Source organism: Streptomyces sp. NBC_01775, assembly GCF_035917675.1.
Taxonomy (GTDB): Bacteria; Actinomycetota; Actinomycetes; order Streptomycetales; family Streptomycetaceae; genus Streptomyces.
Genome location: NZ_CP109104.1, coordinates 6,361,761 through 6,383,308, shown reverse-complemented (window position 1 = coordinate 6,383,308; position 21,548 = coordinate 6,361,761). Strand labels below are relative to the sequence as shown.

The window sequence follows — 21,548 nt, the reverse complement described above, 5'->3', positions numbered from 1 at the left end:
GAGGCTGCCGCGCATGGACAGACAACGGCTCTCCCTCCTCGCCCACGCCGACCACCCCATCGCCGCCCCGCTCGACGACGCCTCCGTCCACCAGCTGCTGACGCGGGCGGTGCGGCGCGGTGACGAGCGGGTGCTGGACCTGGGCTGCGGCGAAGGGACCTGGCTGCTGCGGGCACTTGAGGCGCATCCCGGTGCCACGGCGGAGGGCGTGGACGTCTCCTCCCCCGCGCTGGAGCGCGCCCGGCAACTGGCCCAGGAGGCAGGGGTGGCCGAACGGCTGACGCTGCACCGCACCGAGGCCGACGACTTCAGCCCCGAGCGCCCCTTCGACCTCGTCCTCAGCGTGGGCGCCACCCACGCCTTCGGCGGACTGCTGTCCACGCTCCAGGCCGCGCGGCGCCACCTGGCCCCGGGCGGGACGGTGCTGGTCGGCGACGCCTACTGGCAGAGCGAACCCAGCGCCGTCGCACGGGAGTTGCTCGGCGAGTACGAGGACCTGCCCCGCACCGTCGCCAAGGTGACAGCCGAGGGCTGGACCCCCACGTACGCGCATCTGAGCACCCGTCACGAGCTGGACGACTACGAGTGGTGCTGGACCGGCTCCCTCTCCCGCTGGGCGCTGGACCACCCCGAGAACCCGGACAGCGCGCTCGCGCTGGAGGCAGCCGCCGAACACCGCGACGGGTGGCTGACCGAGTACCGCGACAGCTTCGGCTTCGTCTGTCTGCTGCTGCGCCGCACGGCGGACTGAGCCCCGCCGGACAGCACGAAGGCCCGGCCCCCCGAGGGGAGCCGGGCCTTGGCACTTACGTGGCGGAGCCGGGACTCCGCGGCCGGGCAGAGCGCCCGGCAGCAGGGATCTCAGCAGCCGAGGAGACGGCTCCCGAGGTAGCCCTCGATCTGGTCGAGCGAGACGCGCTCCTGCTTCATCGTGTCGCGCTCGCGCACCGTGACCGCGTTGTCGTCGAGGGTGTCGAAGTCGACGGTGACGCAGAACGGCGTGCCGATCTCGTCCTGACGGCGGTAGCGGCGGCCGATGGCACCCGCGTCGTCGAACTCGATGTTCCAGTGCTTGCGCAGCGTCTCGGCGAGCCCGCGCGCCTTGGGCGACAGGTTCTCGTTGCGCGACAGCGGCAGGACGGCGACCTTGACCGGCGACAGGCGCGGGTCCAGGCGCATGACCGTACGCTTCTCCATCTTGCCCTTGGCGTTGGGCGCCTCGTCCTCGACATAGGCGTCGATCATGAACGCGAGCATCGCCCTGTTCACACCGGCCGCGGGCTCGATCACATACGGGGTCCAGCGCTCGCCGGCCTCCTGGTCGAAGTACGCCAGGTCCTGGCCCGACGCCTTCGAGTGCGCGGTCAGGTCGTAGTCCGTCCGGTTGGCGATGCCCTCCAGCTCACCGAACTCGCTGCCGCCGAACTGGAAGCGGTACTCGATGTCGGCGGTGCGCTTGGAGTAGTGGGAGAGCTTCTCCTTCGGGTGCTCGTACCAGCGGATGTTCTCCTCGCGGATACCCAGGTCGCGGTACCAGGCCCAGCGCTGGTCCATCCAGTACTGCTGCCACTCCTCGTCCTCGCCCGGCTTGACGAAGAACTCCATCTCCATCTGCTCGAACTCACGGGTACGGAAGATGAAGTTGCCCGGCGTGATCTCGTTCCGGAACGACTTGCCCGTCTGCGCGATGCCGAACGGCGGCTTCTTGCGCGAGGTCTGCTGGACGTTCGCGAAGTTGGTGAAGATGCCCTGGGCCGTCTCGGGGCGCAGATAGGTGACCGAACCCGAGTCGGCGGTCGGGCCGAGGTGGGTGGAGAGCAGGCCGGAGAACTGCTTGGGCTCGGTGAAGCCGCCCTTGTTGCCGCAGTGCGGACAGTTGAGGTCCGCGAGGCCGTTCTCGGGCTCGCGGCCGTGCTTGGCCTCGTACGCCTCGATCAGGTGGTCCGCGCGGAAGCGCTTGTGGCAGGAGGTGCACTCGGTGAGCGGATCGGTGAAGGTGGAGACATGCCCCGACGCCTCCCAGACCTCGGGGGCCAGAATCACCGACGAATCCAGTCCGACCACGTCGTCGCGCGAGGTGACCATGGAGCGCCACCACTGGCGCTTGATGTTCTCCTTCAGCTCCACACCAAGCGGCCCGTAGTCCCAGGCGGCCCGCTGACCGCCGTAGATCTCACTGCACGGGTAGACGAAGCCACGGCGCTTGCTGAGGCTGACGATTGTGTCGATCTTGTCGGCGGCCACGGTGCTCTCTTCATTGACGACGAGACGGAATACCTCAGATTACTGGGCCTTGAGGGGTGCGCAGCAAATCGGTTCCGCTCCGTGACCGCACCCCGGCCGGGGGTACGGGGGTCGCCCCCGGGGGACAGCAGCACTGGGCCTTGAGGGGTGCGCAGCAAATCGGTTCCGCTCCGTGACCGTACCCCCGGCCGGGGGTACGGGGGTCGCCCCCGGAAGACAGCAGCACTGGGCGCTGAGGGGCCCGCGCACAGCGGCCCCGCTCCCCTGTCCGCCGCAGGCGCGATCACATAGCGCGAAGCTTTAGTTGACAATCGTTTCCATCAACAGTGAAAATGAGTGTCATGAACATCGGCCCCCGCCCTCGGCGGCTCATACGTATCAGCGCCGCCGTCACCGCTCTCGGCGTCGCCTCCCTCTCCCTGGCCGCCTGCGGCGGCGACTCGGGGGCCGGTGACGGCAAGGTCAGCGTGGCGGCGTCCTTCTATCCGATGGCGTACCTCGCCCAGCGGATCGGCGGCGACCACGTCCAGGTGCAGAATCTGACGAAGCCCGGCACGGAGCCGCACGACCTGGAGCTGAGCCCGAAGCAGACGGGCCGGCTCAGCGAGGCCGACATGATCGTCTACCTCAAGGGGCTCCAGCCCGCGGTGGACGAGGCGGTCGGGCAGTCGGAGGCCGGCAACGTCGCGGAGGCCACCTCCTTCACCACGCTGGAGAAGCACGGCACCGACGTGCACGGCGAGGAGGGCCACGGGGAGCACGGCGAGCACGAGGGCCACGACCACGGCGACGACGCCGCCGGAGACCCCCACGTCTGGCTCGATCCGGTGCGCTACGCGCAGATCGCCAAGGGCGTCGGCAAGCACCTCCAGAAGGCCGACCCCAAGCACAAGGCCGAGTACAAGAAGAACACCAAGGAGCTCGTCGCCCGGCTGGGCACCTTGGACAAGGAGTTCAAGGACGGTCTGAAGAAAAAGAAGACCGACACCTTCGTCACCACCCACGCCGCCTTCGGCTACCTCGCCGAGCGCTACGGGCTGCACGAGGAGGCCGTCTCCGGCATCGACCCGGAGTCCGAGCCCAGCGCGGCCCGGATGAAGAAGCTGCACGAGGTCGCGAAGGAGGACGACGTCGACACCGTCTTCTTCGAGAACAACGCCAGCGACAAGACCGCCCGCGCCCTGGCCGGCGACCTGCGGCTCAAGACCTCCGTACTCAGTCCGCTGGAGAGCGTGAAGGACCCCAAGGAGGAGGACTACTTCTCCGTGATGCACCAGAACCTGACCGCGCTCAAGACCGCGCTCGGCGCGCAGTGAGGACGTCCGCTTTGAAGAAGCAGGCACAGGCGGCCACCAGCCGCGACGAGGCCGCTCCCGAACCTCCCATAGCCGGCGCCGCCACCACGACGCCCGCCACCACGGCGCCCCCCGCTACGACGCCTGCCGCCACGGCGCCCGCGATCACGCTGCGCGGCGCCACCGCCTCGCTGGGCGCCCGGCCCGTGCTGCGCGGCGTCGACCTGACCGTGGGGCGCGGCGAGACCGTCGCGCTGCTGGGGGCCAACGGCTCGGGCAAGTCCACGACCATCCGGGCCGTCCTCGGCCAGGTGCCGCTGAGCGGCGGTCAACTGGAGCTGTTCGGGACCCCGTTCGGCCGCTTCCGCGACTGGCGGCGCGTCGGCTACGTCCCGCAGCGCTCCACGGCGGCGGCCGGGGTGCCCGCGACGGTGCGCGAGGTCGTCTCCTCCGGGCGGCTCGCGCGGCGCCGGTTCCGGCCCCTGGGGCGCGCCGACAAGGCCGCCGTCCACCAGGCGCTGGAGCTGGTCGGCCTGGTGGACCGGGCACGCGATCCGGTCGACGCGCTGTCCGGCGGCCAGCACCAGCGGGTACTGATCGCCCGCGCGCTGGCCGGTGAGCCGGAGCTGCTGATCATGGACGAGCCGCTGGCGGGCGTGGACCTCGCCAGCCAGGAGGTACTGGCCGCCACCCTGCGCGAACAGGTCACCCAGGGCAGCTCGGTCCTGCTCGTCCTGCACGAACTCGGCCCGCTGGCCCCGCTGATCGACCGCGCCGTGGTGCTGCGGGACGGCCGCGTCGAGCGGGTGGACAACCCCGACCAGCTGCACGACCTGGCCTGCCATCCGCACGACCAGGCCGGCGAACAGGACACGCCGACGGCACCCAAGATCGAGACGGGGACGCTCACATGACCGAGATGCTGGGGTTCGCCTTCATGCAGCGCGCCTTGCTGGCCGCGCTGCTGGTGGGGATCGCCGCGCCCGCCGTCGGGATCTACCTGGTGCAGCGCCGCCAGGCGATCATGGGCGACGGCATCGGGCACGTCGCCCTCACCGGTGTCGCGCTGGGCTTCCTGCTCAGCACGAACCCGGTCTGGATGGCAGTGCTCGTCTCCTCCCTGGGCGCCATCGTCATGGAGCTGATCCGCTGGTACGGCAAGGCGCGGGGCGACATCGCGCTCTCCATGCTGTTCTACGGCGGCATGGCGGGCGGCGTCATGATCATCAACCTGTCGCCGAACGGCTCCAACGCCAACCTCACGACCTACCTCTTCGGCTCCATCACCACGGTCTCGCAGCCGGACATCGTGGCCATCGTGTGCCTGTCCGTGTTCGTGCTCGCCGTCTCCCTCGGGCTGCGGCGGCAGCTGTTCGCCGTGTGCCAGGACGAGGAGTTCGCGCGGGTGACGGGGCTGCCGGTGCGGCTGCTGAACCTGCTGCTGGCGGTGACCGCCGCGGTGACCGTCACCGTCGCGATGCGGGTGGTCGGGCTGCTGCTGGTCAGCGCGCTGATGGTGATCCCCGTCGCCGCCGCCCAGCAGGCCACCCGGGGCTTCGCCGCGACGCTCGGCCTCTCGGTGATCTTCGGCGTGATCGTGACCCTCTCCGGCACCATGACCTCGTACTTCGCCGACGTCCCGCCGGGCGCCAGCATCGTCGTCCTGGCCATCGCTCTGTTCATCCTCACCACCGCGCTGGCGGCCCCGCTGGCCCGGCGCAGAGCGAAGGCTGTCGCCAGGGGGGAGCGAGAGGGCACTCTGGTATCGGACGGGGACGAGGCCCTCGCCGACCGCCCTACCAGGGTGTAATGACCGCTTCGGGGTTGCGCCTGGCACAATGGCCGACGCGAACGCTTCAACTCCCCGGAGCAGACGAACGTAAGGAGCCCGAGCGTGACCACCGCAGGCCCCCCTGTACGCGGCCGGTCGACCCGACAGCGCGCCGCGGTTTCGGCGGCTCTCGCCGAGGTCGAGGAGTTCCGCAGCGCGCAGGAGCTGCACGACATGCTCAAGCACCGCGGCGACTCGGTCGGACTGACCACCGTCTACCGCACGCTCCAGTCGCTCGCCGACGCCGGCGAAGTGGATGTGCTGCGCACGGACGAGGGCGAGTCCGTCTACCGCCGCTGCAACAGCGACGATCACCACCATCACCTGGTGTGCAGGGCCTGCGGCAAGGCCGTCGAGGTCGAGGGCCCGGCGGTCGAGAAGTGGGCCGCCGCGGTGGCCGCCGAGCACGGTTTCGTGAACGTGGGCCACACCCTGGAGATCTTCGGCACCTGCGGCGACTGTGCGTAGCGCTCCGCGGGAGTGCCGCCCCACTTGTTGCTGAGGTATCGCGGTTGGGGCTGTGATGGTGGCTGTCCCTGCCTGTGCTTTGCAGAGTGCGGGTGGGTCGGGGCTGGGCGCGCAGTTCCCCCGCGCCCCTTCGGGGCCGCCCGCGCCCACGCGGCGGAGCCGCATATGACACAGCCCCGCGCCCCTTCGGGGCCGCCCGTTACGTGTCTCGCGCGTGGGTGCGGATGCGGGCCGCGACGCCGTCCAGGATCGTCGCCATGCCGAATTCGAAGTCGCCGTCCATCTCGTCCGCTTCCGGCGGGCCCTCCAGCTCTCCCGAGGCCAGCAGCTCCTTGATCGCGGGGAACGGGCCGGAAGCCGTGAGTTCGGCCAGGAGGCGCCAGTAGCGGCGTTCGACGTCCTCCCACTCGGTGCCCTCCGCCCGGGTCGCCTCCTCGATATCGGCGAGCAGCGACACGTTGCTGCGCACGTAGCCGTTCAGGGTCATCAGCGCGCCCAGCTTCTCGCCGGCCGGCAGACCGGTGCCGCGCAGGTACGCGAGGGCCTGTTCCATCCATCCCACCCCGTGCGGTGACAGTGGCGGGGTGCCGATGGGGATGCGGACGACCCACAGATGCTGCCGCAGAACCGCGCGGTGGGCGCGCGTCCAGTGCTCCATGCCCGCGCGCCAGCCCCGTTCGGGATCCGGGCCCGGTTGCGGGGGGCCGATGGCCGCGTCCTCCATCAGGATCAGCAGGTCATCCTTGCTCTCGACGTAGCGGTAGAGCGCCATGGCCGAGACGCCGACCTCGGCGGCGACGCGGCTCATGGAGAGCGCGGCGAGCCCCTCCGCGTCGGCGATCCCGACGGCAGCCGTGACGATCCGCGTCACGTCCAGCCCTCGCGCCGGACCCCGGCCCGGCCGCTCCCGCAGGCCCCAGGCGGCCTCGACGCCCGCCGGAAGGCCGGTCCGGGGCCGCTCTCTCTTCGCCATTCCGCCGCCTTCCCGGTTGCTTCCCTGTTGCCCTTCCCCCCTCGGGTCGTGTATAGCATACGCAGTAACGTTTACCTCATACACAGTTTCGCGTATGTCATACACAGAAGGCGGGGGTGACAGCCATGTCCTCAGCTCCACAAGGAAGTTGGGCGGTCGAGGCGCAGGGGCTGACCAAGTCCTACGGCGCGGTGCGCGTGCTGTCAGGGCTGGATCTGCGAGTGCGGCGCGGCAGCGTCTTCGCACTGCTCGGGCCCAACGGCGCGGGCAAGACCACCACCGTCCGCGCCCTGACGACGCTCACCCGCGCCGACAGCGGCCGGGCGTGGGTGGCGGGCCACGACGTGGTCGCCGAGCGCGCCAGGGTGCGCCGCGCCATCAGCCTCACCGGGCAGTACGCCGCCTTGGACGAGGAGCAGACGGGCGAGGAGAACCTCCGGATGATGGCCCGGCTGCGTGGCCGCTCCCGGGCCGAGGCGGGACGGCTGGCGGACGGGCTGCTGGAGCGCTTCGCGCTCACGGACGCGGCCCGGCGCCGCGTCTCGACCTACTCGGGCGGCATGCGGCGCCGTCTGGACATCGCGGCGGGGCTGGTGACCGACCCGGAGGTCGTCTTCCTGGACGAGCCCACCACGGGGCTCGACCCGCGCAGCCGCCGCACGATGTGGGAGGTCGTGAGCGCGCTCGCCGGCTCGGGGATCACCGTCTTCCTCACGACCCAGTACCTGGAGGAGGCCGACCGGCTCGCCGACCACGTCGCCGTCCTGGGCCAGGGCCGGGTCATCGCCGAGGGCAGCCCGGACGAGCTGAAGAAGCGGGTCGCGGCCCAGCGCCTGGACCTGACGCTGACCGACCGGCACGCGTACGAGGCCATGGCGGCACGGCTCGACGGGCGCGCGGTGCACCGGGCGCCGGAGGAGCTGCTGCTGGGCGTGGCCACCGACGGCAGCGCGCCCCACGTCCGGGCGCTGCTGGACGAGCTGGATCCCGCGCGGGTGGAGATCTCCCGCTTCGCACTGCACGGCGCCACCCTCGACGACGTCTTCCTGGAGCTGACCCATGAGTGACTACGCGGTACTGGCGGGCCGTTCGATCCGGCTGACCCGGCGCAACCTCGACGCGGTGATCACCGCACTGGTGCTGCCGGTGATGCTGATGCTGGTGTTCGTCTACTTCTTCGGCGGCGCCATCGAGACCACCACCGGTACCTACGTCACCTACGTGGCGCCCGGCGTGCTGATCCTGTGCGCGGGCTACGGCGCCTCCATGACGGCCACGACCGTCAGCAACGACATGACCAACGGCATCATCGACCGCTTCCGCTCCATGGACACCCACGGCACGGCCGTCCTGACCGGCCATGTGGCGGCGAGCGTGGCCCGCAACGCGGTGGCGACGGCGGCCGTGCTGGCGGTGGCCTTCGCCATCGGCTTCCGCCCGCACGCGGGCCCGGCGCAGTGGCTGGCGGCCATCGGCATCCTGCTGCTCTACATCACCGCGCTCTCCTGGCTGGGCGCGGCTGCCGGGCTGCTGGCCAAGTCGCCGGAGGCGGCGGGCGGTTTCACCTTCGGCATGCTCTTCCTGCCCTACCCCAGCAGCGCCTTCGTACCGATCGACACCATGCCCGACTGGCTGCACGGCTTCGCCGACAACCAGCCGGTGACCCCCGTCATCGAGTCCATGCGCGCCCTGCTCCTGGACCAGCCCGCCGGCAACAGCCCCTGGCAGGCCCTCACCTGGTGCGCGGGCCTGCTCGCGGTGGCCCTGCCGCTGTGCGCGGCGCTGTTCCGCAGGCGGACGGGCTAGCGGCCGACGGGCCGCCTCCCGGCGGGGCCGGGGGAGGACATGTCAGGGGCCGGGGTCCGGTTCGGAGGTCCAGTGGCGGCGGCCGACGCTGATCAGCCGTAGCCTGCGGCGCGCGATGCGCGCCACGGCGGCCTCGTCCGGGCCCTCGCCCTGGGCCGCCTCCAGGAAGGCGGAGGCGGTCATCACCATGGTGTCGACGTAGGTCTCGCCCAGCATCCGTACATCCTCCTCGCTCCAGTCCCGCGAGACCTCGTCCTGGGCGAGGACCTGGGCGACCTCCTGTGCGAAGCGGTCGAGCTGGGCGCCGATGGCGACCCGGACGGCGGCCACCCCGCCGTGCCGCTCGCGGGCCACGAAGCGGATGTGCTCGGGGCGTTCGCGGACATAGGCGGCTATGGCCTCCACCGAGTGGTCGATGCGGTCCCGGTCCTGGCTGCGCTCGGCCAGCCCCGCGCGGATGACCGTGTGCAGGCTGCCGAGGGACTCCTCGACCAGGGTGACGCCCAGGTCACTTACGTCCCGGAAGTGCCGGTAGAACGCGGCGGGTGAGACGCCGACGACGCGGGTGATCTCGCGCAGTCCAAGGCTGCTCAGGCTCTGGTGCTCCAGCAGGGCCAGCCCGGCGTCCAGCAGCGCGCGGCGGGTCCTGGCCTTCTGGAGGTCTCGCTGCGAGGGGGTGGTGCTCATGGGGTTCAGTAAACAGTTGTGTGCCGGACGCCGCAATGGGGTACTCTCAACTCAGTGAACAAGTGTCACCCCAACTGTTCACCGAATGAGTTGACCGACGACCCGCACCACGTTGGGAGTGAGAGGCAGATGATCTTCCTCGTCGCCGCGTTCCTCCTGCTGGGCGTCCTCGTGGGCCCGCCGGCCCACCTTCCGCCCGCCGTGACCCTCTCGGCGGCAGCGGGCATCGCCGCCTGGCTGCTCATCTTCACCGTCCGCGAGCGCAACCGCCGCCACCGGCAGAGGAGCTGACCATGAGCACCACGCCTCACCCGGCCGCCACCCGCCCACTGCGCAAGGGCCGCACCCGTGTCGGCGACGCCGACGACATGGCGGTGGCCTCGTTCATCATGGGCCTGGTCGGGCTGCTGGTCTTCAACATCTTCCTGGGCCCCTGCGCCCTCGTCCTGGGCGGGCTCGCCCTCACCAAGGGCACCACCCGCCGGGGCCGCGCCCTGCTGGGCACGGCCCTGGGCGCCGCCGACCTCGTCGTACTCGCGGCCTTGATGACCGCGAGCGGGACCGTCTCCTGGAGCCTCAGCGGCTAGGAGAGCCCCAAGGGGGCGCGAGGAACTGCGCGACGAGCCCCGACACACCCGCACTCTGCACAGCACAGACAGGGGCAGCCCCTGCTCAGCACCAGCTAGTGCCCCTCCCGGCAAGCTTTGCCCCGTCGCGCCGCCCGGCACGCACGCTCCTTGACGGGCAAACATTGCCGGTCACGGCACTAGGAGGTCTCGCCGCCGGGCTCCTGCTCCTGCTCCTGCTCCGCCCCTTCCACGGGCAGCGCGCCGCCGAAGCGGCGGTCGCGCTGGGCGTACTCCAGGCACGCCGCCCACAGGTCGCGCCGGTCGAAGTCCGGCCACAGCACGTCCTGGTAGACCATCTCGGCGTACGCGCTCTGCCACAGCAGGTAGTTGGAGGTGCGCTGCTCGCCGGAGGGGCGCAGGAACAGGTCGACGTCGGGCATGTCCCGGTAGTACATGTACTTCGCGAGGGTCTTCTCGTTGACCTTGCCCGGGTCCAGGCGGCCCGCCTTCACGTCCTCCGCGATGCCGCGCGCCGCGTCCGCGATCTCGGCCCGGCCGCCGTAATTGACGCAGAAGTAGAGCGTCATCGCGTCGTTGTTCCGCGTCTGCTCCTGGGCGACCTGGAGCTCCTGGACGACCGACTTCCACAGCTTGGGCATCCGGCCCACCCAGCGGATGCGGATACCCAGCGCGTCCATCTCGTCCCGGCGCCTGCGGATCACGTCACGGTTGAAGTTCATCAGGAAGCGGACCTCTTCGGGCGAGCGCTTCCAGTTCTCCGTGGAGAAGGCGTACAGCGACAGATTCTTGACGCCCATCTCCAGGCAGCCCTTGAGCACGTCCAGCACGACGCCCTCGCCCACCTTGTGGCCCTCGGTACGGGGCAGCCCGCGCTGCTTGGCCCACCGGCCGTTGCCGTCCATGACGACCGCCACATGCCCCGGGACCAGCTCGCCGGGGATCTTGGGAGGCCGGGCACCCGAAGGGTGCGGCTCGGGCCTCACGTACTCGCGCTGCTGCTGCGACCAGGACAGCATTCCGCGGCGTGCCATCGGTACTCATCTCCAGCGGGGGCGAACGGGGGGACAGGGACCCCGTCGAGCCTAACCGTTCGGCACCTGGCGCACGTACCGCAGGGAGCGCAGCCCCCGCTCCAGGTGCCAGTGCAGATACGCCGAGACCAGCCCCGCGCCCTCGCGGCAGTGCCGTCTCTCGGCGGCGTCCGCCGTCTCCCAGTCTCCAGTCAGCAGGGCGCCCAGCAGCCGCAGCGCCTCCGGCGAGGGCACGACGCTGCCCGGGACCCGGCAGTCCCCGCACACCACGCCGCCCGAGGCGACGGAGAAGAACCGGTTGGGACCCGGCAGCCCGCACTTGGCGCAGTCCGCGAAGCTGGGGGCGTAGCCGCCCATCGCCAGGGAGCGCAGCAAGAAGGCGTCGAGCACGAGCCCCGGGCCGTGCTCCCCGGACGCGAGGGTGCGCAGCCCGCCGACCAGCAGCAGATACTGCTGCACGTTCGGCTCGCCCTCATGATCGGTGAACCGCTCCGCGGTCTCCAGCATGGCCGTACCGGCGGTGTAGCGGTCGTAGTCGGAGACGATGCCCTGGCCGTACGCCGCGATCGTCTCCGTCTGCGTGCACAGCGGCAGCCCCCGCCCCACCAGCTCGCTCCCCCGCGCGAAGAATTGCACGTCAACATGGCTGAAGGGCTCCAGCCGCGCCCCGAACTTCGACTTCGTCCGCCGCACCCCCCGCGCCACAGCCCGCACCCGCCCGTGACCGCGCGTGAGCATCGTGATGATGCGGTCGGCTTCGCCGAGCTTCTGGGTGCGCAGGACGATGCCGTCGTCGCGGAACAGGCTCATCGGGCCACCATCCCGCGCTCCGGCCGGGGGTACGGGGGGTGTCCCCCGGAAGAACGCAGCTGGGTGCGCAGGACGATGCCGTCGTCGCGGAACAGGCTCACGCGATCACCGTCTCGTCAGGGGGACACCGCATGCGGTCATTCTCGCGTACGCCGGTGTCAGGCGGGGCTACCTGGGGTGACCAGGCCGGATTCGCAGGCGGCTATCACCAGTCGCGCACGGTCGCGCACGGTGAGGTTGCCCATGATGCGGCTGACGTGGGTCTTGGAGCGGGTGGAGGGGGCGGCTAGCAGCGGGTGGAGGCGCCGCTTGGGCGGGTGAGGTTGTCGTTGGACATCCAGCCCGTCGTGTTGGTGCCCTCGACGCGGAGGTGCGGCGGAAGGGCCAGGTGCCCTCCACGGCCGCGTACAGGGTCATGCCGAGCGACCAGATGTCGGAGGCGGGCCCCGGCTCCCGGCCCTGCGCGCGCTCGGGCGGCAGGAAGTCGAGGGAGCCGACGAGATCACCGCTGCGGGTCAGCTTGGTGACGGGGTCGTCGCCCGCGGCGCCCATGCTCGCGATGCCGAAGTCCGTGAGGACGACCCGGCCGCCGTGCTCCAGCAAGACGTTTCCCGGCTTGACGTCCCGGTGGAGCACGCCGACCCGGTGCGCGGCGTCGAGCGCGTCCATCAGCTTCGCGCCGATGGCGGCGGCCTCGTGCGGCTCCAGCGTGCCGCGCTCCCTCAGCACGTCGTCCAGGGAGGGGCCGTCGACCAGTTCCATGACGATGACCGGCAGACCCTGGTCCTCGGTCACGTCGTGCACGGTGACCACGCCGCCGTGCCGGATGCGGGCGGCGGCCTGCGCCTCCCGCCGCATCCGTTCGCGCAGGTCGCCCAGTTCGAAAGCGGAGGTGTCGGTGAACGCCCGCAGGATCTTGACGGCGACCTCCCGGCCGAGCGGTTCGTCCACCGCCCGGGCGACCACGCCCATCCCGCCGCGCCCGATCACCGAGGTCACCCGGTAACGCTCCCCGAGCACCTTGCCGATCAGCTCTCCGCCGCTCGCCTCCCCCGCTTCCACCCGCACACCCCGTTCCGAACTGTTCGTCAATTCCCTTACGTGGAGGGCCTAAGAGTAGAGGTTCGCGCATTAGCGCACGCCTGCGCCCGGGAGTTGACGCCCGCGCGGCACCCCGGACGCGGCCAGGGGCATCGTCACCGGCTGCCGCCGCGCTGCTGCCGCAGTACGTGGCGCAGCCAGCGGAAGGAGTCCTTCGGGGTGCGCTCCAGCGTCCCGTAGTCGACATGGACGAGCCCGAAGCGCTGCCGGTACCCCTCCGCCCACTCGAAGTTGTCCATCAGGGACCACACGAAGTAGCCGCGTACGTCGATCCCCTCGGCGACGGCCTCGTGCAGCGCGCACAGGTGGGCCCGGAGGAAGTCGACCCGTCCTCGGTCGTGCACGGGGTCCGGGTACGCGCAGCCGTTCTCGGTGATCATCACGGGCGGCAGCCGGTCCCCGTAGCGCTCGCGGAAGGTGCGCAGCGTCTCCGGCAGCCCTTCGGGGACGACGGCCCAGCCGAATCCGGTGCGCTCCTTGCCGGGTATCTCCCGTATGCCGAAGGGCAGTCCGGCAGGCATGCCGATGCCCGCGAACTCGCCCGCCGGGGCCTCGGGGTCGGGGGCGCCGACGAGGGTGGGCTGGTAGTAGTTGACGCCGTACCAGTCCAGCGGCTCGCTGATGACCTTCAGGTCGTCCTCGACGGGGCCCGGCAGCAGCGCCGCCAGCCCGTCGTCCGGGTAGCGTCCCAGCAGCAGCGGATCGGCGAACATCCGGTTGGTGACAAGGTCGTAGAACTCGGCGGCGCCCCGGTCCTCCTCGCCGTCCGAGAGCGACCACACCGGCCCGTGCGAGTTGGCGACGCCGACCGAGCGGGCGCCGCGTGCGCGCAGCGCGCGGACGGCCAGACCGTGCCCGAGGAGCTGGTGGTGGGCTGCGGGCAGCGCGTCGAACAGGAGCCGTCTGCCGGGTGCGTGCTCGCCCAGACCGTAGCCGAGCAGGGTGACTTCGGCCGGTTCGTTGAGCGTGGTCCAGTGGGCGACCCGGTCACCGAGGCGCGCCGCGACGGTGTCGGCGTAGTCCGCGAACCGCCGCGCGGTGTCCCGCTCCAGCCAGCCGCCGCGCTCTTCGAGGGGCAGCGGGGTGTCCCAGTGGAAGAGCGTGGGCACGGGCTGGATCCCGGCCTCGCACAGCGCGTCGACGAGCCTGTCGTAGAAGTCCAGCCCTGGGCCGTTGACGGGGCCGCCGCCTTCGGGCAGGACCCGCGGCCAGGACACCGAGAAGCGGTAGGCGCCCACCCCCAGCTCCTCCAGGAGGGCGAGGTCCTCGGGCCAGCGGTGGTAGTGCCCGGTGGCGACGGCGGCATCGCTGCCGTCCTTGACGCTGTCGGGGCGCGCGGCGAAGGCGTCCCACACCGAGGGCCCGCGCCCGTCCTCGTCCACGGCTCCCTCGATCTGGAACGCCGAGGTGGACACGCCCCACAGGAACCCGTCGGGAAAGCGGGGGACCTCGGGGACGTTCGCATCGGGGACGTTCGCGAAGGGGATGTTCGTGCTGGTCGGGCCGTCCGGGCTCGTCATGACGGGATGTCATCAGCGGGCGGCGCAGGAGTCAATACCCGTGCTTAACCCGCCTGTTGGTTGCCCGGAAGGCCCGCTGTCGGGCCGCTCAGGAGGGGGTACGGGCCTCCGCCAGCAGCCGGTCGACATCCTCGGCGCCGATCTCCAGCGCCCGCCCGACGGTGGCCAGCACCTCGCGCTCCGCCGAGCAGTACAGCCCGTCGGCCAGCGCGATGCGCGCGCCCTGGAGCAGCAGGCTCTCGCGGCCGGGGACCGCCAGGTGCGGGGCGAGCGGGGCCAGCACCTCGTGCAGCTCGATCTCCCGCGAGATGTGCCCCTGGCTTCTGCGGCTTCTGCTCTCGGCGGTGAGCGCGGCGAGCAGCGCCGTCAGCTCCTCCTCGGTGCAGCCGGGGAAGCCCGCGGCGCGCACCGTCTCGACGGCGGTCTCGCGCACGGGCCGCGCGTCGGCGCCGCCCGCCGCCAGCACGGCGAGCGCCACGCTGTGCACGGCCTCGCGGAGCATGGCCGACAGCCGGGTGGTGGTGGGGTGGTCGAGCACGTCGGCGGCGAAGTGCGCGCGGCACGCGACACATTCGACGACAGGCCCGGCAGGGCCACGCGGCACCAGCGGAACGCCGAGGAGGACGAAGCGGCGGCGCCCTGTCCGCCTGCGGTAGCGGCGGTCACCGCCGCAGTCGGGGCAGAAGAAATCACCGTCATCGAGGGTGCGCCAGCTCGTGCGGACCCCTGCGAGACGTACACGGAAGGGTCGTTGGCGCATGACCTCGCACCTCCATCACGATTCGGCAACGTCGCCGGGTGACGTGATATTAACCACAGCGACGCCGCCCCGTCAGCACCCTGGATGCGCCGTTGTTTCCCCGACGGCGTGCGCCCGGGGCATACGCCGCTGGTCAGCGGCTCGCGAGGCGGTCGGCGGACCGATTGAGGTCGGCACCCAAGAGGGGGCCTGAGAGGCCCTTGAGCCGGGCTCCGCCGCCGGCCGCGCCGCGCCGGGAGGCACGCGGGAGGGCACAGGCGCGGCAGGAGAGGCCCGTGCCGGCCCGAGTTCACGAAGGAGACCAGTGGGGCCGGTGGGGCCGTGGGGCCGACGAGGCCCCGGAGACCAGCTCCCGGGTGAGAGCCGCGCCCTCACCCGGGAGCGAGTTCTCAGCGGTGCGCGCGGTTCACGGCGGAGACCGCGGCCTTGATCGAGGCCCGGACGATGTTCGCGTCGATGCCCACGCCCCACAGCACCTTGTCGTCGATCGCGCACTCGATGTAGGCGGCGGCCTGTGCGCCGACGCCCTCGCTCATCGTGTGCTCCACGTAGTCGAGCAGGCGTACGTCCACGTCGATTCCGTGCAGCGCGTCGAAGAAGGCGGCCAGCGGGCCGTTCCCGGTGCCGCTGAGCACCGTGGACTCGCCGTCCACAATGGCCTCGACCGTCAGCGCGTCCTTGCCCTCGCTGGTGGTCGAGGTCTGCGCGCCCTTGAGGGCGATGCGGCCCCAGCCGCCGCTCCCGGCGGGCAGGTACTCGTCCTGGAAGATCGACCAGATGTCTGCGGGGGTGACCTCGCCGCCCTCCGCGTCGGTCTTCTCCTGGATGGTCTTCGAGAACTCCACCTGCATCCGGCGCGGCAGATCCAGGCTGTGCTCGCCCTTGAGCACGTAGGCGATGCCGCCCTTGCCGGACTGCGAGTTGACGCGGATGACGGCCTCGTAGGAGCGGCCGACGTCCTTGGGGTCGATGGGCAGGTACGGCACGGCCCAGTCGATGTCGTCCACGGTCTTGCCCGCTTCGGCGGCGCGGATCTCCATCGCCTCGAAGCCCTTCTTGATGGCGTCCTGGTGGGAGCCGGAGAAGGCGGTGTAGACCAGGTCTCCCGCGTAGGGGTGGCGCGGGTGGACCTCCATCTGGTTGCAGTACTCGTAGGTGCGGCGGATCTCGTCGATCTGCGAGAAGTCGATCATCGGGTCGACGCCCTGGCTGAACAGGTTCATCCCCAGGGTGACCAGGTCGACGTTGCCGGTGCGCTCGCCCTGCCCGAACAGACAGCCCTCGACGCGGTCGGCGCCCGCCATCACGGCCAGCTCGGCCGCGGCGACCGCGGTACCTCGGTCGTTGTGGGGGTGTACGGACAGGCATACGTGCTCGCGCCGGGACAGGTGGCGGCCCATCCACTCGAAGCGGTCCGCGTGGGTGCTGGGCGTGGAGCGCTCGACCGTCGCGGGCAGGTTCAGGATGATCTCCCGCCCCTCCTCCGGCTGCCAGACGTCCATGACGGCCTCGCAGACCTCCAGCGCGAAGTCCAGCTCGGTGTCGGTGAAGATCTCCGGGCTGTACTGGTATCCGAAGGTGGTCCGGTCGTCCAGCAGCTTCTCGGCGTACTCCATCACCAGTCGGGTGCCGTCCACGGCGATCTGCTTGACCTGGTCGCGCGAGCCGCGGAAGACGACCTCGCGGAAGACGGGCGCGGTGGCGTTGTACAGGTGGACGGTGGCGCGGTGCGCCCCCACCAGGGACTCCACCGTCCGCGCGATCAGCTCTTCGCGGGCCTGGGTGAGGACGGAGATCGTCACGTCCTCGGGGATCGCGCCCTCCTCGATGATGGAGCGCACGAAGTCGAAGTCGGTCTGGCCCGAGGAGGGGAAGCCGACCTCGATCTCCTTGTAGCCCATGCGGACCAGCAGGTCGAACATCTCGCGCTTGCGCGCCGGGGACATCGGGTCGATCAGCGCCTGGTTGCCGTCGCGCAGGTCGGTCGACAGCCAGCGGGGGGCCTGGGTGATGCGGTTGCCCGGCCAGGTGCGGTCGGGAATGTCGACCGCTTCGTACTGCCCGTACTTGTGGATGGGCATCCCTGATGGGCGCTGGTGTACGACGCCCGCGGTGTAAGGGGTGGCTCGGCCGATGGAGGCGTGAGAGGTCATAACGCGTAGGGCTCCTGTGACGGATCGCACAGCTCGCCGCGTTCCGGTGAGGTGATGAGGCTCAGGATCGGGGGCTTCGCTCGGGCGAGGGGCGAAAGGGTTTCGGGGACCGACCGGACAGCGCGGAACTCCGCGGGGAGGGGGTCGGCCTTGGTACGGCTACAGACCCTCGCCGCGGCAGCTAAGAAGAAGCAGCCCGAAACGCATGATGTCCGCAGCATAACGGAGGCCCCACGAGCCGACAGGGGCGTATCACCATGCGGGATACCGCATCGGCAGGAGATGCGCATGCGGAAGGGCCGTTCAACAACGATTTGTGCGAATTCTGGCAGCGCCCGGTGACACAGCGATGACGTAGTGCCACATTGCGTCTTATGGACGCACATCCCGCGCACTCGCAGCAGTTCCATCCTGTCTTCTGCACGATCGTGCCCCCGCACCTCCTCGACCGGCTCTCCCGGGGCGAGAACGAGACGCTCTCCGGGCGCGCCCGCCGCACGCTGGAGCAGGACGCCTCCCAGCGCACCCGCCGCCGGGTCACCACGATCCGCCACTCGGCGCTGGCCCCCTCCCGGCCCACCCCCGGCACCGAGGCGGACCAGAAGCCGCAGCGCACCATCTACGACGCGAAGAACAAGGAGACCCTCCCGGGCAAGAAGGTCAGGGAGGAGGGCAGCAAGCCCGCCAAGGACGCCTCCGTCAACCGCGCCTACGCGGGCCTGGGCGCCACCTTCGAGCTGTACCTGTCCGCCTACGCGCGCTACTCGATCGACGGCTCGGGGCTGCCGCTTGACGCCACGGTCCACTACGGCGAGGAGTACGGCAACGCGTTCTGGGACGGCAAGCAGATGGTCTTCGGGGACGGCGACGGCGAGCTGTTCCGCGACTTCACCCTGCCCGTGGACGTGATCGGCCACGAGCTGACGCACGGCGTCACGCAGTACACCGCCAACCTGGAGTACTTCGGCCAGTCGGGCGCGCTCAACGAGTCGGTCTCCGACGTCTTCGGCTCGCTCATCAAGCAGCACGGACTGAGCCAGACCGCCGACCAGGCCGACTGGCTGATCGGCGCCGGGCTGTTCACCGACCAGGTCGAGGGCGAGGCGCTGCGCTCGATGAAAGCACCGGGCACCGCCTACGACGACGACGTGCTCGGCAAGGACCCGCAGCCGGCCACGATGGAGGACTACGTCAACACGGGCACCGACAACGGTGGCGTGCACATCAACTCCGGCATCCCCAACCACGCCTTCTACCAGCTGGCCGTGGAGCTGGGCGGGCACGCCTGGGAGCGCGCCGGGCAGATCTGGTACGACACCCTCACCTCGGGCAAGCTGTCGACGACCTGCGACTTCGCGGCCTTCGCCGCCGCCACCGCCGAGTCGGCGAGCAGCCGCTACGGCGAGAGCAGCGCGGAGCGGGAGGCCGTGCTCAAGTGCTGGTCCGAGGTGGGCGTATCGCCCCAGTCATCCCAGGATGCGGCCGGAAACTGACGTCCGCCCGCCCGGTCACTTAACGCGGGGCCGGATGGCGGCCAGGATGGCCGTATGCGTATCACCGTTACCCGCACGGGTGGCTTCGGCGGGCTCACTCGCCGGGCCACCCTCGACACCACGGGGCACCCCGACGCCCCCGAGATCGCGGCACTGGTCCGCGACGCGCTCCGCGAGGGCCTGGGCGAGCCGCCGATGGGCGTGCCCGACGGGTTCCACTACGAGATCAAGGTCGACGACAGCACCGGCGGCACGGCCTACTGCGCCGACCCCAAGCTGACCGAGTCGCAGCGCGAGGTGGTCAGAAAGGTGCTGAAGGAAGGAGCCTGACCGCTCCCGCACCGGGAGGCCGGGAGCGGCCCGCTCCGTCCGAGGCAGCGCCGGACCGCTGCGTCCGGACCGCTGCGTCCGGACCGACGGTCAGGGCAGGTAGTACATCGGGTTGGGCAGCTTGACCTTCCTGGCGGCGTGGCCGCCCTTCAGGTCGCTGTACTGGTCGCCGAAGTTGGCGAGGATGTCGTAGCCCTGCTTCTCGATGTGCGCGCGGGTGCCCGACTTGTACTCCACGGTGGTGCACTCGCTGCCGCACTCCAGGTACGGGGGCGGGTTCTTCTCGTCCTTGAGGAAGAAGTGCGCCTTGTCGACCGGATTGCGGTAGCCCACCTTCTTGAGGTTCCGCACGCTCCACTCGCGCTGGTACTCCTTGCGGCCGGTCAGGAGGAAGACCGTCACGCCCTTCTTGTGCGCCCAGTTGACCAGCTCGCGCATGCCGAAGACGGGGTCCATGTCGGTGGTGCGCAGGTACTCGTCCTGCGCCTCCTGGCTGAAGTGGTAGCCCACACGCAGCTCGAAGTTGTAGGTGAGCAGCGTGGTGTCGTCGACGTCGAGGACGACGGCGGGCTTGTTCTTCGTCCCGCCGTGCGCGGCCTTCCCGTACTTGTCCAGGTCGCGCTCGATGTCCTTGCGCGCGTCGGCGGCGATGCCGCGCACCTGCTTGGCGTAGTTGCCGCGCGGGGAGGCGTAGTGCTCGCCGTCCTCGGTCTCGATGTCCCCGTAGTACGCCTCGATCTTCGTCTTCACCTGATCGAGATTGGGGATCTCCTTGTCACTGGCGGGGACGGAGTGCTCGGCGGTGGCCTGGCCGATACCGAACAGCGCCGTGCCGGCGAGCGCGGCGACGGTCACCAGGGGCAGTGCGGTTCTGAGGGAACGGGACATGCGCGACTCCTCGTCGGCGGGCGCCGGAAGTGGTTGGCAGGGGCATGAGAACCCGGGGACCGTAACAGCGCGCCCAAGTCCCCATCTACGCGCGAAGATTCAACAGTCCGTAAAAACCTGCACCCGCTCCCCACCGCTCGGCCCCCAGCCCTCAGTGCCCCACCGCTCGGCCCCCCGCCGCTCAGTGCCCCGCGCGCTCCAGGATGCGGGCGGCGACGGCCGGGGAGTCGACCAGGGGGTGCAGGGCGAGGGCCCGTAGCGCGGCGCGGTGGGAGCCGCTCGTCGCGGCTTCGACGGCGGCCAGCTCTACCGCCTTGAGCTGGAGCATCAGCCCCAGCTCCGCCTCCCCGAGTGGCGCGGCGGCCAGCGGGCGCGCCCCCTCGCCGTCCACCTCGCACACGGTCTCCACGATCGCGTCCGGCGAAAGCGCGGGGACCGTGCGGCCGTTGGGCACGTTCAGCACCAGCCGGGCCCGCTCCCCGCGCGCGATGGCGCGCATCAGCGCGAGCGCCACCTGGTCGTAGCCGCCGCCGTCCAGGTCGCAGCTGTCGCGCTGCCATCCCCCGGTGGCCTCGCGGCTCTCGGCCATGTATGTCTCCTCGCGCTCCAGCCGGGTGCGCTCCCACAGCGCGTACGAGGCGGCGGGGTCCTGGGCCGCGCGGGCGAAGAAGCCGCCCTGCTGCTGGTCGAGGAACTCTCCCCGGGTCTCGGCCGCCGTGCGGACGGAGTCGAGGGTCTCGCGCCGGAAGTAGTAGTAGTGCAGGTACTCGTTCGGCAGCGCTCCCAGCGCCTGGAGCCACTCGCTGCCGAAGAGTTTCCCCTCCTCGAAGGAGGTGAGCGCCGCGGGGTCCGCCAGCAGCCCCGGCAGCAGGTCCGCGCCGCCGGGCTCCCTGAACGAGCGCAGCCAGCCCAGGTGGTTGAGCCCGGTGTAGTCGAACTCGACGGTGTCCGGGTCGGCGCCGGCGGCCCGCGCCGCTCTGCGCACCAGGCCGACGGGCGAGTCGCAGATCCCGATGACCCGCTCCCTCAGCACCCGCGCCATGGCCTCGGTGACCATCCCGGCGGGGTTGGTGAAGTTGATGACCCAGGCATCCGGTGCCACGGCCCGCACCCGCTCGGCGATACGGACCGCGACCGGCACCGTGCGCAGCGCGTACAGCACGCCGCCCGCGCCGACCGTCTCCTGCCCCAGCACGCCTTCCGTCATCGGGATCCGCTCGTCCGCGACCCGTCCCGCCGTGCCGCCCACCCGGATCGCGGAGAAGACGAAGTCCGTGCCGCGCAAGGCGTCGTCCAGGTCCTCGGCGAGCCGTACGGAGGGCGCGCCGGGCACGTCCTCGGCCTGCGCGGCCAGCACGGAGGCGATGACCGCGAGCCGGTCACGGTCCGTGTCGTACAGCACGAGTTCGGTGCAGCGGCCGGGGGCGTCCGCCGGCCGCCGCCGCGCCTCGTCGAGCAGCGCGCGGTGGACCAGGGGGACGCGGAATCCGCCCCCGCCGAGAATCGTCAGCCTCATGGGCCGGAACGTACCGCACGGGGCGATCCTGTCCCGGATCGCTACCGACTAT

Annotated in this window: 21 protein-coding genes and 2 pseudogenes; 11 read left to right on the top strand and 12 right to left on the bottom strand. The window is 71.0% G+C overall.

All coding sequences use genetic code 11. The features are described 5' to 3' along the window. The first annotated feature begins 13 nt into the window (after window positions 1-13). Entirely contained in the window at window positions 14-751 is a 738-nt protein-coding gene (locus OHB04_RS28360) for an SAM-dependent methyltransferase (protein ID WP_326808585.1), read from the top strand. 110 nt (window positions 752-861) lie between these two features. Here the strand turns inward: OHB04_RS28360 and OHB04_RS28355 are convergent, their stop codons facing one another. Next, window positions 862-2,244 (bottom strand): glycine--tRNA ligase, encoded by a 1,383-nt coding sequence (locus OHB04_RS28355; RefSeq protein ID WP_326690475.1) that lies wholly within the window; start codon window positions 2,242-2,244, stop codon window positions 862-864. A gap of 341 nt (window positions 2,245-2,585) precedes the next feature. Here OHB04_RS28355 and OHB04_RS28350 point away from each other — a divergent pair, with 341 nt between their 5' ends. The 4 genes from OHB04_RS28350 to OHB04_RS28335 all read left to right on the top strand — a co-directional run bounded on the left by OHB04_RS28350 (window position 2,586) and on the right by OHB04_RS28335 (window position 5,838). Beyond that, on the top strand, window positions 2,586-3,560 hold the full coding sequence (locus tag OHB04_RS28350) for a metal ABC transporter substrate-binding protein (RefSeq protein ID WP_326690474.1): 975 nt from the start codon (window positions 2,586-2,588) through the stop codon (window positions 3,558-3,560). Window positions 3,561-3,628: 68 nt separating this feature from the next. Next, window positions 3,629-4,453 (top strand): metal ABC transporter ATP-binding protein, encoded by an 825-nt coding sequence (locus tag OHB04_RS28345; protein ID WP_405807342.1) that lies wholly within the window; start codon window positions 3,629-3,631, stop codon window positions 4,451-4,453. Beyond that, entirely contained in the window at window positions 4,450-5,349 is a 900-nt protein-coding gene (locus OHB04_RS28340; protein ID WP_326690473.1) for a metal ABC transporter permease, read from the top strand. Before OHB04_RS28345 ends, OHB04_RS28340 begins: the two co-directional genes overlap by 4 nt. A gap of 84 nt (window positions 5,350-5,433) precedes the next feature. Continuing rightward, on the top strand, window positions 5,434-5,838 hold the full coding sequence (locus tag OHB04_RS28335) for a Fur family transcriptional regulator (RefSeq protein ID WP_326690472.1): 405 nt from the start codon (window positions 5,434-5,436) through the stop codon (window positions 5,836-5,838). Window positions 5,839-6,037: 199 nt separating this feature from the next. Here the strand turns inward: OHB04_RS28335 and OHB04_RS28330 are convergent, their stop codons facing one another. Further along, window positions 6,038-6,811, bottom strand: a complete 774-nt coding sequence (locus OHB04_RS28330) for a TetR/AcrR family transcriptional regulator (protein ID WP_326690471.1) — start codon at window positions 6,809-6,811, stop codon at window positions 6,038-6,040. A 125-nt stretch (window positions 6,812-6,936) separates the two neighbouring features. Here OHB04_RS28330 and OHB04_RS28325 point away from each other — a divergent pair, with 125 nt between their 5' ends. Together OHB04_RS28325 and OHB04_RS28320 are read left to right on the top strand one after the other, a co-directional pair. After that, a complete protein-coding gene (locus OHB04_RS28325) occupies window positions 6,937-7,878 on the top strand; it encodes an ATP-binding cassette domain-containing protein (protein WP_326690470.1) in 942 nt (313 codons plus the stop codon). Next, window positions 7,871-8,617: an ABC transporter permease gene (locus OHB04_RS28320; protein ID WP_326808584.1), complete on the top strand. Its 747-nt coding sequence runs from the start codon at window positions 7,871-7,873 to the stop codon at window positions 8,615-8,617. The genes OHB04_RS28325 and OHB04_RS28320 overlap by 8 nt, the downstream gene beginning before the upstream one ends. 42 nt (window positions 8,618-8,659) lie before the next feature. On the opposite strand, the gene OHB04_RS28315 is transcribed toward OHB04_RS28320, so the two are convergent. Further along, window positions 8,660-9,304, bottom strand: a complete 645-nt coding sequence (locus tag OHB04_RS28315) for a TetR family transcriptional regulator (protein ID WP_326690468.1) — start codon at window positions 9,302-9,304, stop codon at window positions 8,660-8,662. A gap of 129 nt (window positions 9,305-9,433) precedes the next feature. On the opposite strand from OHB04_RS28315, the gene OHB04_RS28310 reads away from it, so the two are divergent. Both OHB04_RS28310 and OHB04_RS28305 read left to right on the top strand, forming a co-directional pair. Continuing rightward, the gene (locus OHB04_RS28310; RefSeq protein ID WP_326808583.1) at window positions 9,434-9,595 is read left to right on the top strand and encodes a hypothetical protein; all 162 of its coding nucleotides are present in this window, start codon (window positions 9,434-9,436) and stop codon (window positions 9,593-9,595) included. 2 nt (window positions 9,596-9,597) lie between these two features. After that, window positions 9,598-9,891, top strand: a complete 294-nt coding sequence (locus OHB04_RS28305; protein WP_326808582.1) for a DUF4190 domain-containing protein — start codon at window positions 9,598-9,600, stop codon at window positions 9,889-9,891. Between the two features lie 179 nt (window positions 9,892-10,070). Here OHB04_RS28305 and OHB04_RS28300 read toward each other — a convergent pair whose 3' ends face one another. The 7 genes and pseudogenes from OHB04_RS28300 to leuA all read right to left on the bottom strand — a co-directional run bounded on the left by OHB04_RS28300 (window position 10,071) and on the right by leuA (window position 17,269). Then, on the bottom strand, window positions 10,071-10,925 hold the full coding sequence (locus OHB04_RS28300; RefSeq protein WP_326808581.1) for an isoprenyl transferase: 855 nt from the start codon (window positions 10,923-10,925) through the stop codon (window positions 10,071-10,073). A gap of 51 nt (window positions 10,926-10,976) precedes the next feature. Beyond that, the gene (gene recO / locus OHB04_RS28295) at window positions 10,977-11,735 is read right to left on the bottom strand and encodes a DNA repair protein RecO (protein ID WP_326690464.1); all 759 of its coding nucleotides are present in this window, start codon (window positions 11,733-11,735) and stop codon (window positions 10,977-10,979) included. A gap of 158 nt (window positions 11,736-11,893) precedes the next feature. Beyond that, window positions 11,894-12,004 (bottom strand): annotated as a pseudogene (locus OHB04_RS28290) (DNA-binding response regulator); the annotation flags it as partial. Window positions 12,005-12,098: 94 nt separating this feature from the next. Continuing rightward, window positions 12,099-12,797 (bottom strand): annotated as a pseudogene (locus OHB04_RS28285) (serine/threonine-protein kinase); the annotation flags it as partial. Between the two features lie 134 nt (window positions 12,798-12,931). After that, window positions 12,932-14,356, bottom strand: coding sequence for a GH1 family beta-glucosidase (locus OHB04_RS28280; RefSeq protein WP_326808580.1), 1,425 nt, complete (start codon window positions 14,354-14,356; stop codon window positions 12,932-12,934). Between the two features lie 88 nt (window positions 14,357-14,444). After that, window positions 14,445-15,116: a TerB family tellurite resistance protein gene (locus OHB04_RS28275; protein WP_326690462.1), complete on the bottom strand. Its 672-nt coding sequence runs from the start codon at window positions 15,114-15,116 to the stop codon at window positions 14,445-14,447. 389 nt (window positions 15,117-15,505) lie between these two features. Continuing rightward, complete coding sequence (gene leuA, locus OHB04_RS28270; protein WP_326808579.1) at window positions 15,506-17,269, bottom strand: 2-isopropylmalate synthase; 1,764 nt, start codon at window positions 17,267-17,269, stop codon at window positions 15,506-15,508. Between the two features lie 374 nt (window positions 17,270-17,643). Here leuA and OHB04_RS28265 point away from each other — a divergent pair, with 374 nt between their 5' ends. Together OHB04_RS28265 and OHB04_RS28260 are read left to right on the top strand one after the other, a co-directional pair. Beyond that, the gene (locus OHB04_RS28265) at window positions 17,644-18,762 is read left to right on the top strand and encodes a M4 family metallopeptidase (RefSeq protein ID WP_326808578.1); all 1,119 of its coding nucleotides are present in this window, start codon (window positions 17,644-17,646) and stop codon (window positions 18,760-18,762) included. Between the two features lie 54 nt (window positions 18,763-18,816). Beyond that, window positions 18,817-19,092 (top strand): protealysin inhibitor emfourin, encoded by a 276-nt coding sequence (locus tag OHB04_RS28260; protein ID WP_326808577.1) that lies wholly within the window; start codon window positions 18,817-18,819, stop codon window positions 19,090-19,092. Between the two features lie 90 nt (window positions 19,093-19,182). Here OHB04_RS28260 and OHB04_RS28255 read toward each other — a convergent pair whose 3' ends face one another. Continuing rightward, on the bottom strand, window positions 19,183-19,980 hold the full coding sequence (locus OHB04_RS28255; protein WP_326808576.1) for an HAD family acid phosphatase: 798 nt from the start codon (window positions 19,978-19,980) through the stop codon (window positions 19,183-19,185). Window positions 19,981-20,161: 181 nt separating this feature from the next. Beyond that, entirely contained in the window at window positions 20,162-21,496 is a 1,335-nt protein-coding gene (locus OHB04_RS28250; RefSeq protein WP_326690457.1) for a family 4 glycosyl hydrolase, read from the bottom strand. Window positions 21,497-21,548: the final 52 nt, after the last annotated feature.

Bases quoted from the DNA above. Each gene is read 5' to 3' on its own strand.
- OHB04_RS28255 (WP_326808576.1), bottom strand. From the start codon at position 19,980: ATGTCCCGTTCCCTCAGAACCGCACTGCCCCTGGTGACCGTCGCCGCG.
- OHB04_RS28250 (WP_326690457.1), bottom strand. From the start codon at position 21,496: ATGAGGCTGACGATTCTCGGCGGGGGCGGATTCCGCGTCCCCCTGGTC.
- OHB04_RS28305 (WP_326808582.1), top strand. From the start codon at position 9,598: ATGAGCACCACGCCTCACCCGGCCGCCACCCGCCCACTGCGCAAGGGC.
- OHB04_RS28310 (WP_326808583.1), top strand. From the start codon at position 9,434: ATGATCTTCCTCGTCGCCGCGTTCCTCCTGCTGGGCGTCCTCGTGGGC.
- OHB04_RS28275 (WP_326690462.1), bottom strand. From the start codon at position 15,116: ATGCGCCAACGACCCTTCCGTGTACGTCTCGCAGGGGTCCGCACGAGC.
- OHB04_RS28350 (WP_326690474.1), top strand. From the start codon at position 2,586: ATGAACATCGGCCCCCGCCCTCGGCGGCTCATACGTATCAGCGCCGCC.
- recO (WP_326690464.1), bottom strand. From the start codon at position 11,735: ATGAGCCTGTTCCGCGACGACGGCATCGTCCTGCGCACCCAGAAGCTC.
- OHB04_RS28330 (WP_326690471.1), bottom strand. From the start codon at position 6,811: ATGGCGAAGAGAGAGCGGCCCCGGACCGGCCTTCCGGCGGGCGTCGAG.
- OHB04_RS28315 (WP_326690468.1), bottom strand. From the start codon at position 9,304: ATGAGCACCACCCCCTCGCAGCGAGACCTCCAGAAGGCCAGGACCCGC.
- OHB04_RS28265 (WP_326808578.1), top strand. From the start codon at position 17,644: ATGGACGCACATCCCGCGCACTCGCAGCAGTTCCATCCTGTCTTCTGC.
- OHB04_RS28340 (WP_326690473.1), top strand. From the start codon at position 4,450: ATGACCGAGATGCTGGGGTTCGCCTTCATGCAGCGCGCCTTGCTGGCC.
- OHB04_RS28280 (WP_326808580.1), bottom strand. From the start codon at position 14,356: ATGACGAGCCCGGACGGCCCGACCAGCACGAACATCCCCTTCGCGAAC.
- OHB04_RS28325 (WP_326690470.1), top strand. From the start codon at position 6,937: ATGTCCTCAGCTCCACAAGGAAGTTGGGCGGTCGAGGCGCAGGGGCTG.
- OHB04_RS28300 (WP_326808581.1), bottom strand. From the start codon at position 10,925: ATGGCACGCCGCGGAATGCTGTCCTGGTCGCAGCAGCAGCGCGAGTAC.
- leuA (WP_326808579.1), bottom strand. From the start codon at position 17,269: ATGACCTCTCACGCCTCCATCGGCCGAGCCACCCCTTACACCGCGGGC.
- OHB04_RS28320 (WP_326808584.1), top strand. From the start codon at position 7,871: ATGAGTGACTACGCGGTACTGGCGGGCCGTTCGATCCGGCTGACCCGG.
- OHB04_RS28260 (WP_326808577.1), top strand. From the start codon at position 18,817: ATGCGTATCACCGTTACCCGCACGGGTGGCTTCGGCGGGCTCACTCGC.
- OHB04_RS28360 (WP_326808585.1), top strand. From the start codon at position 14: ATGGACAGACAACGGCTCTCCCTCCTCGCCCACGCCGACCACCCCATC.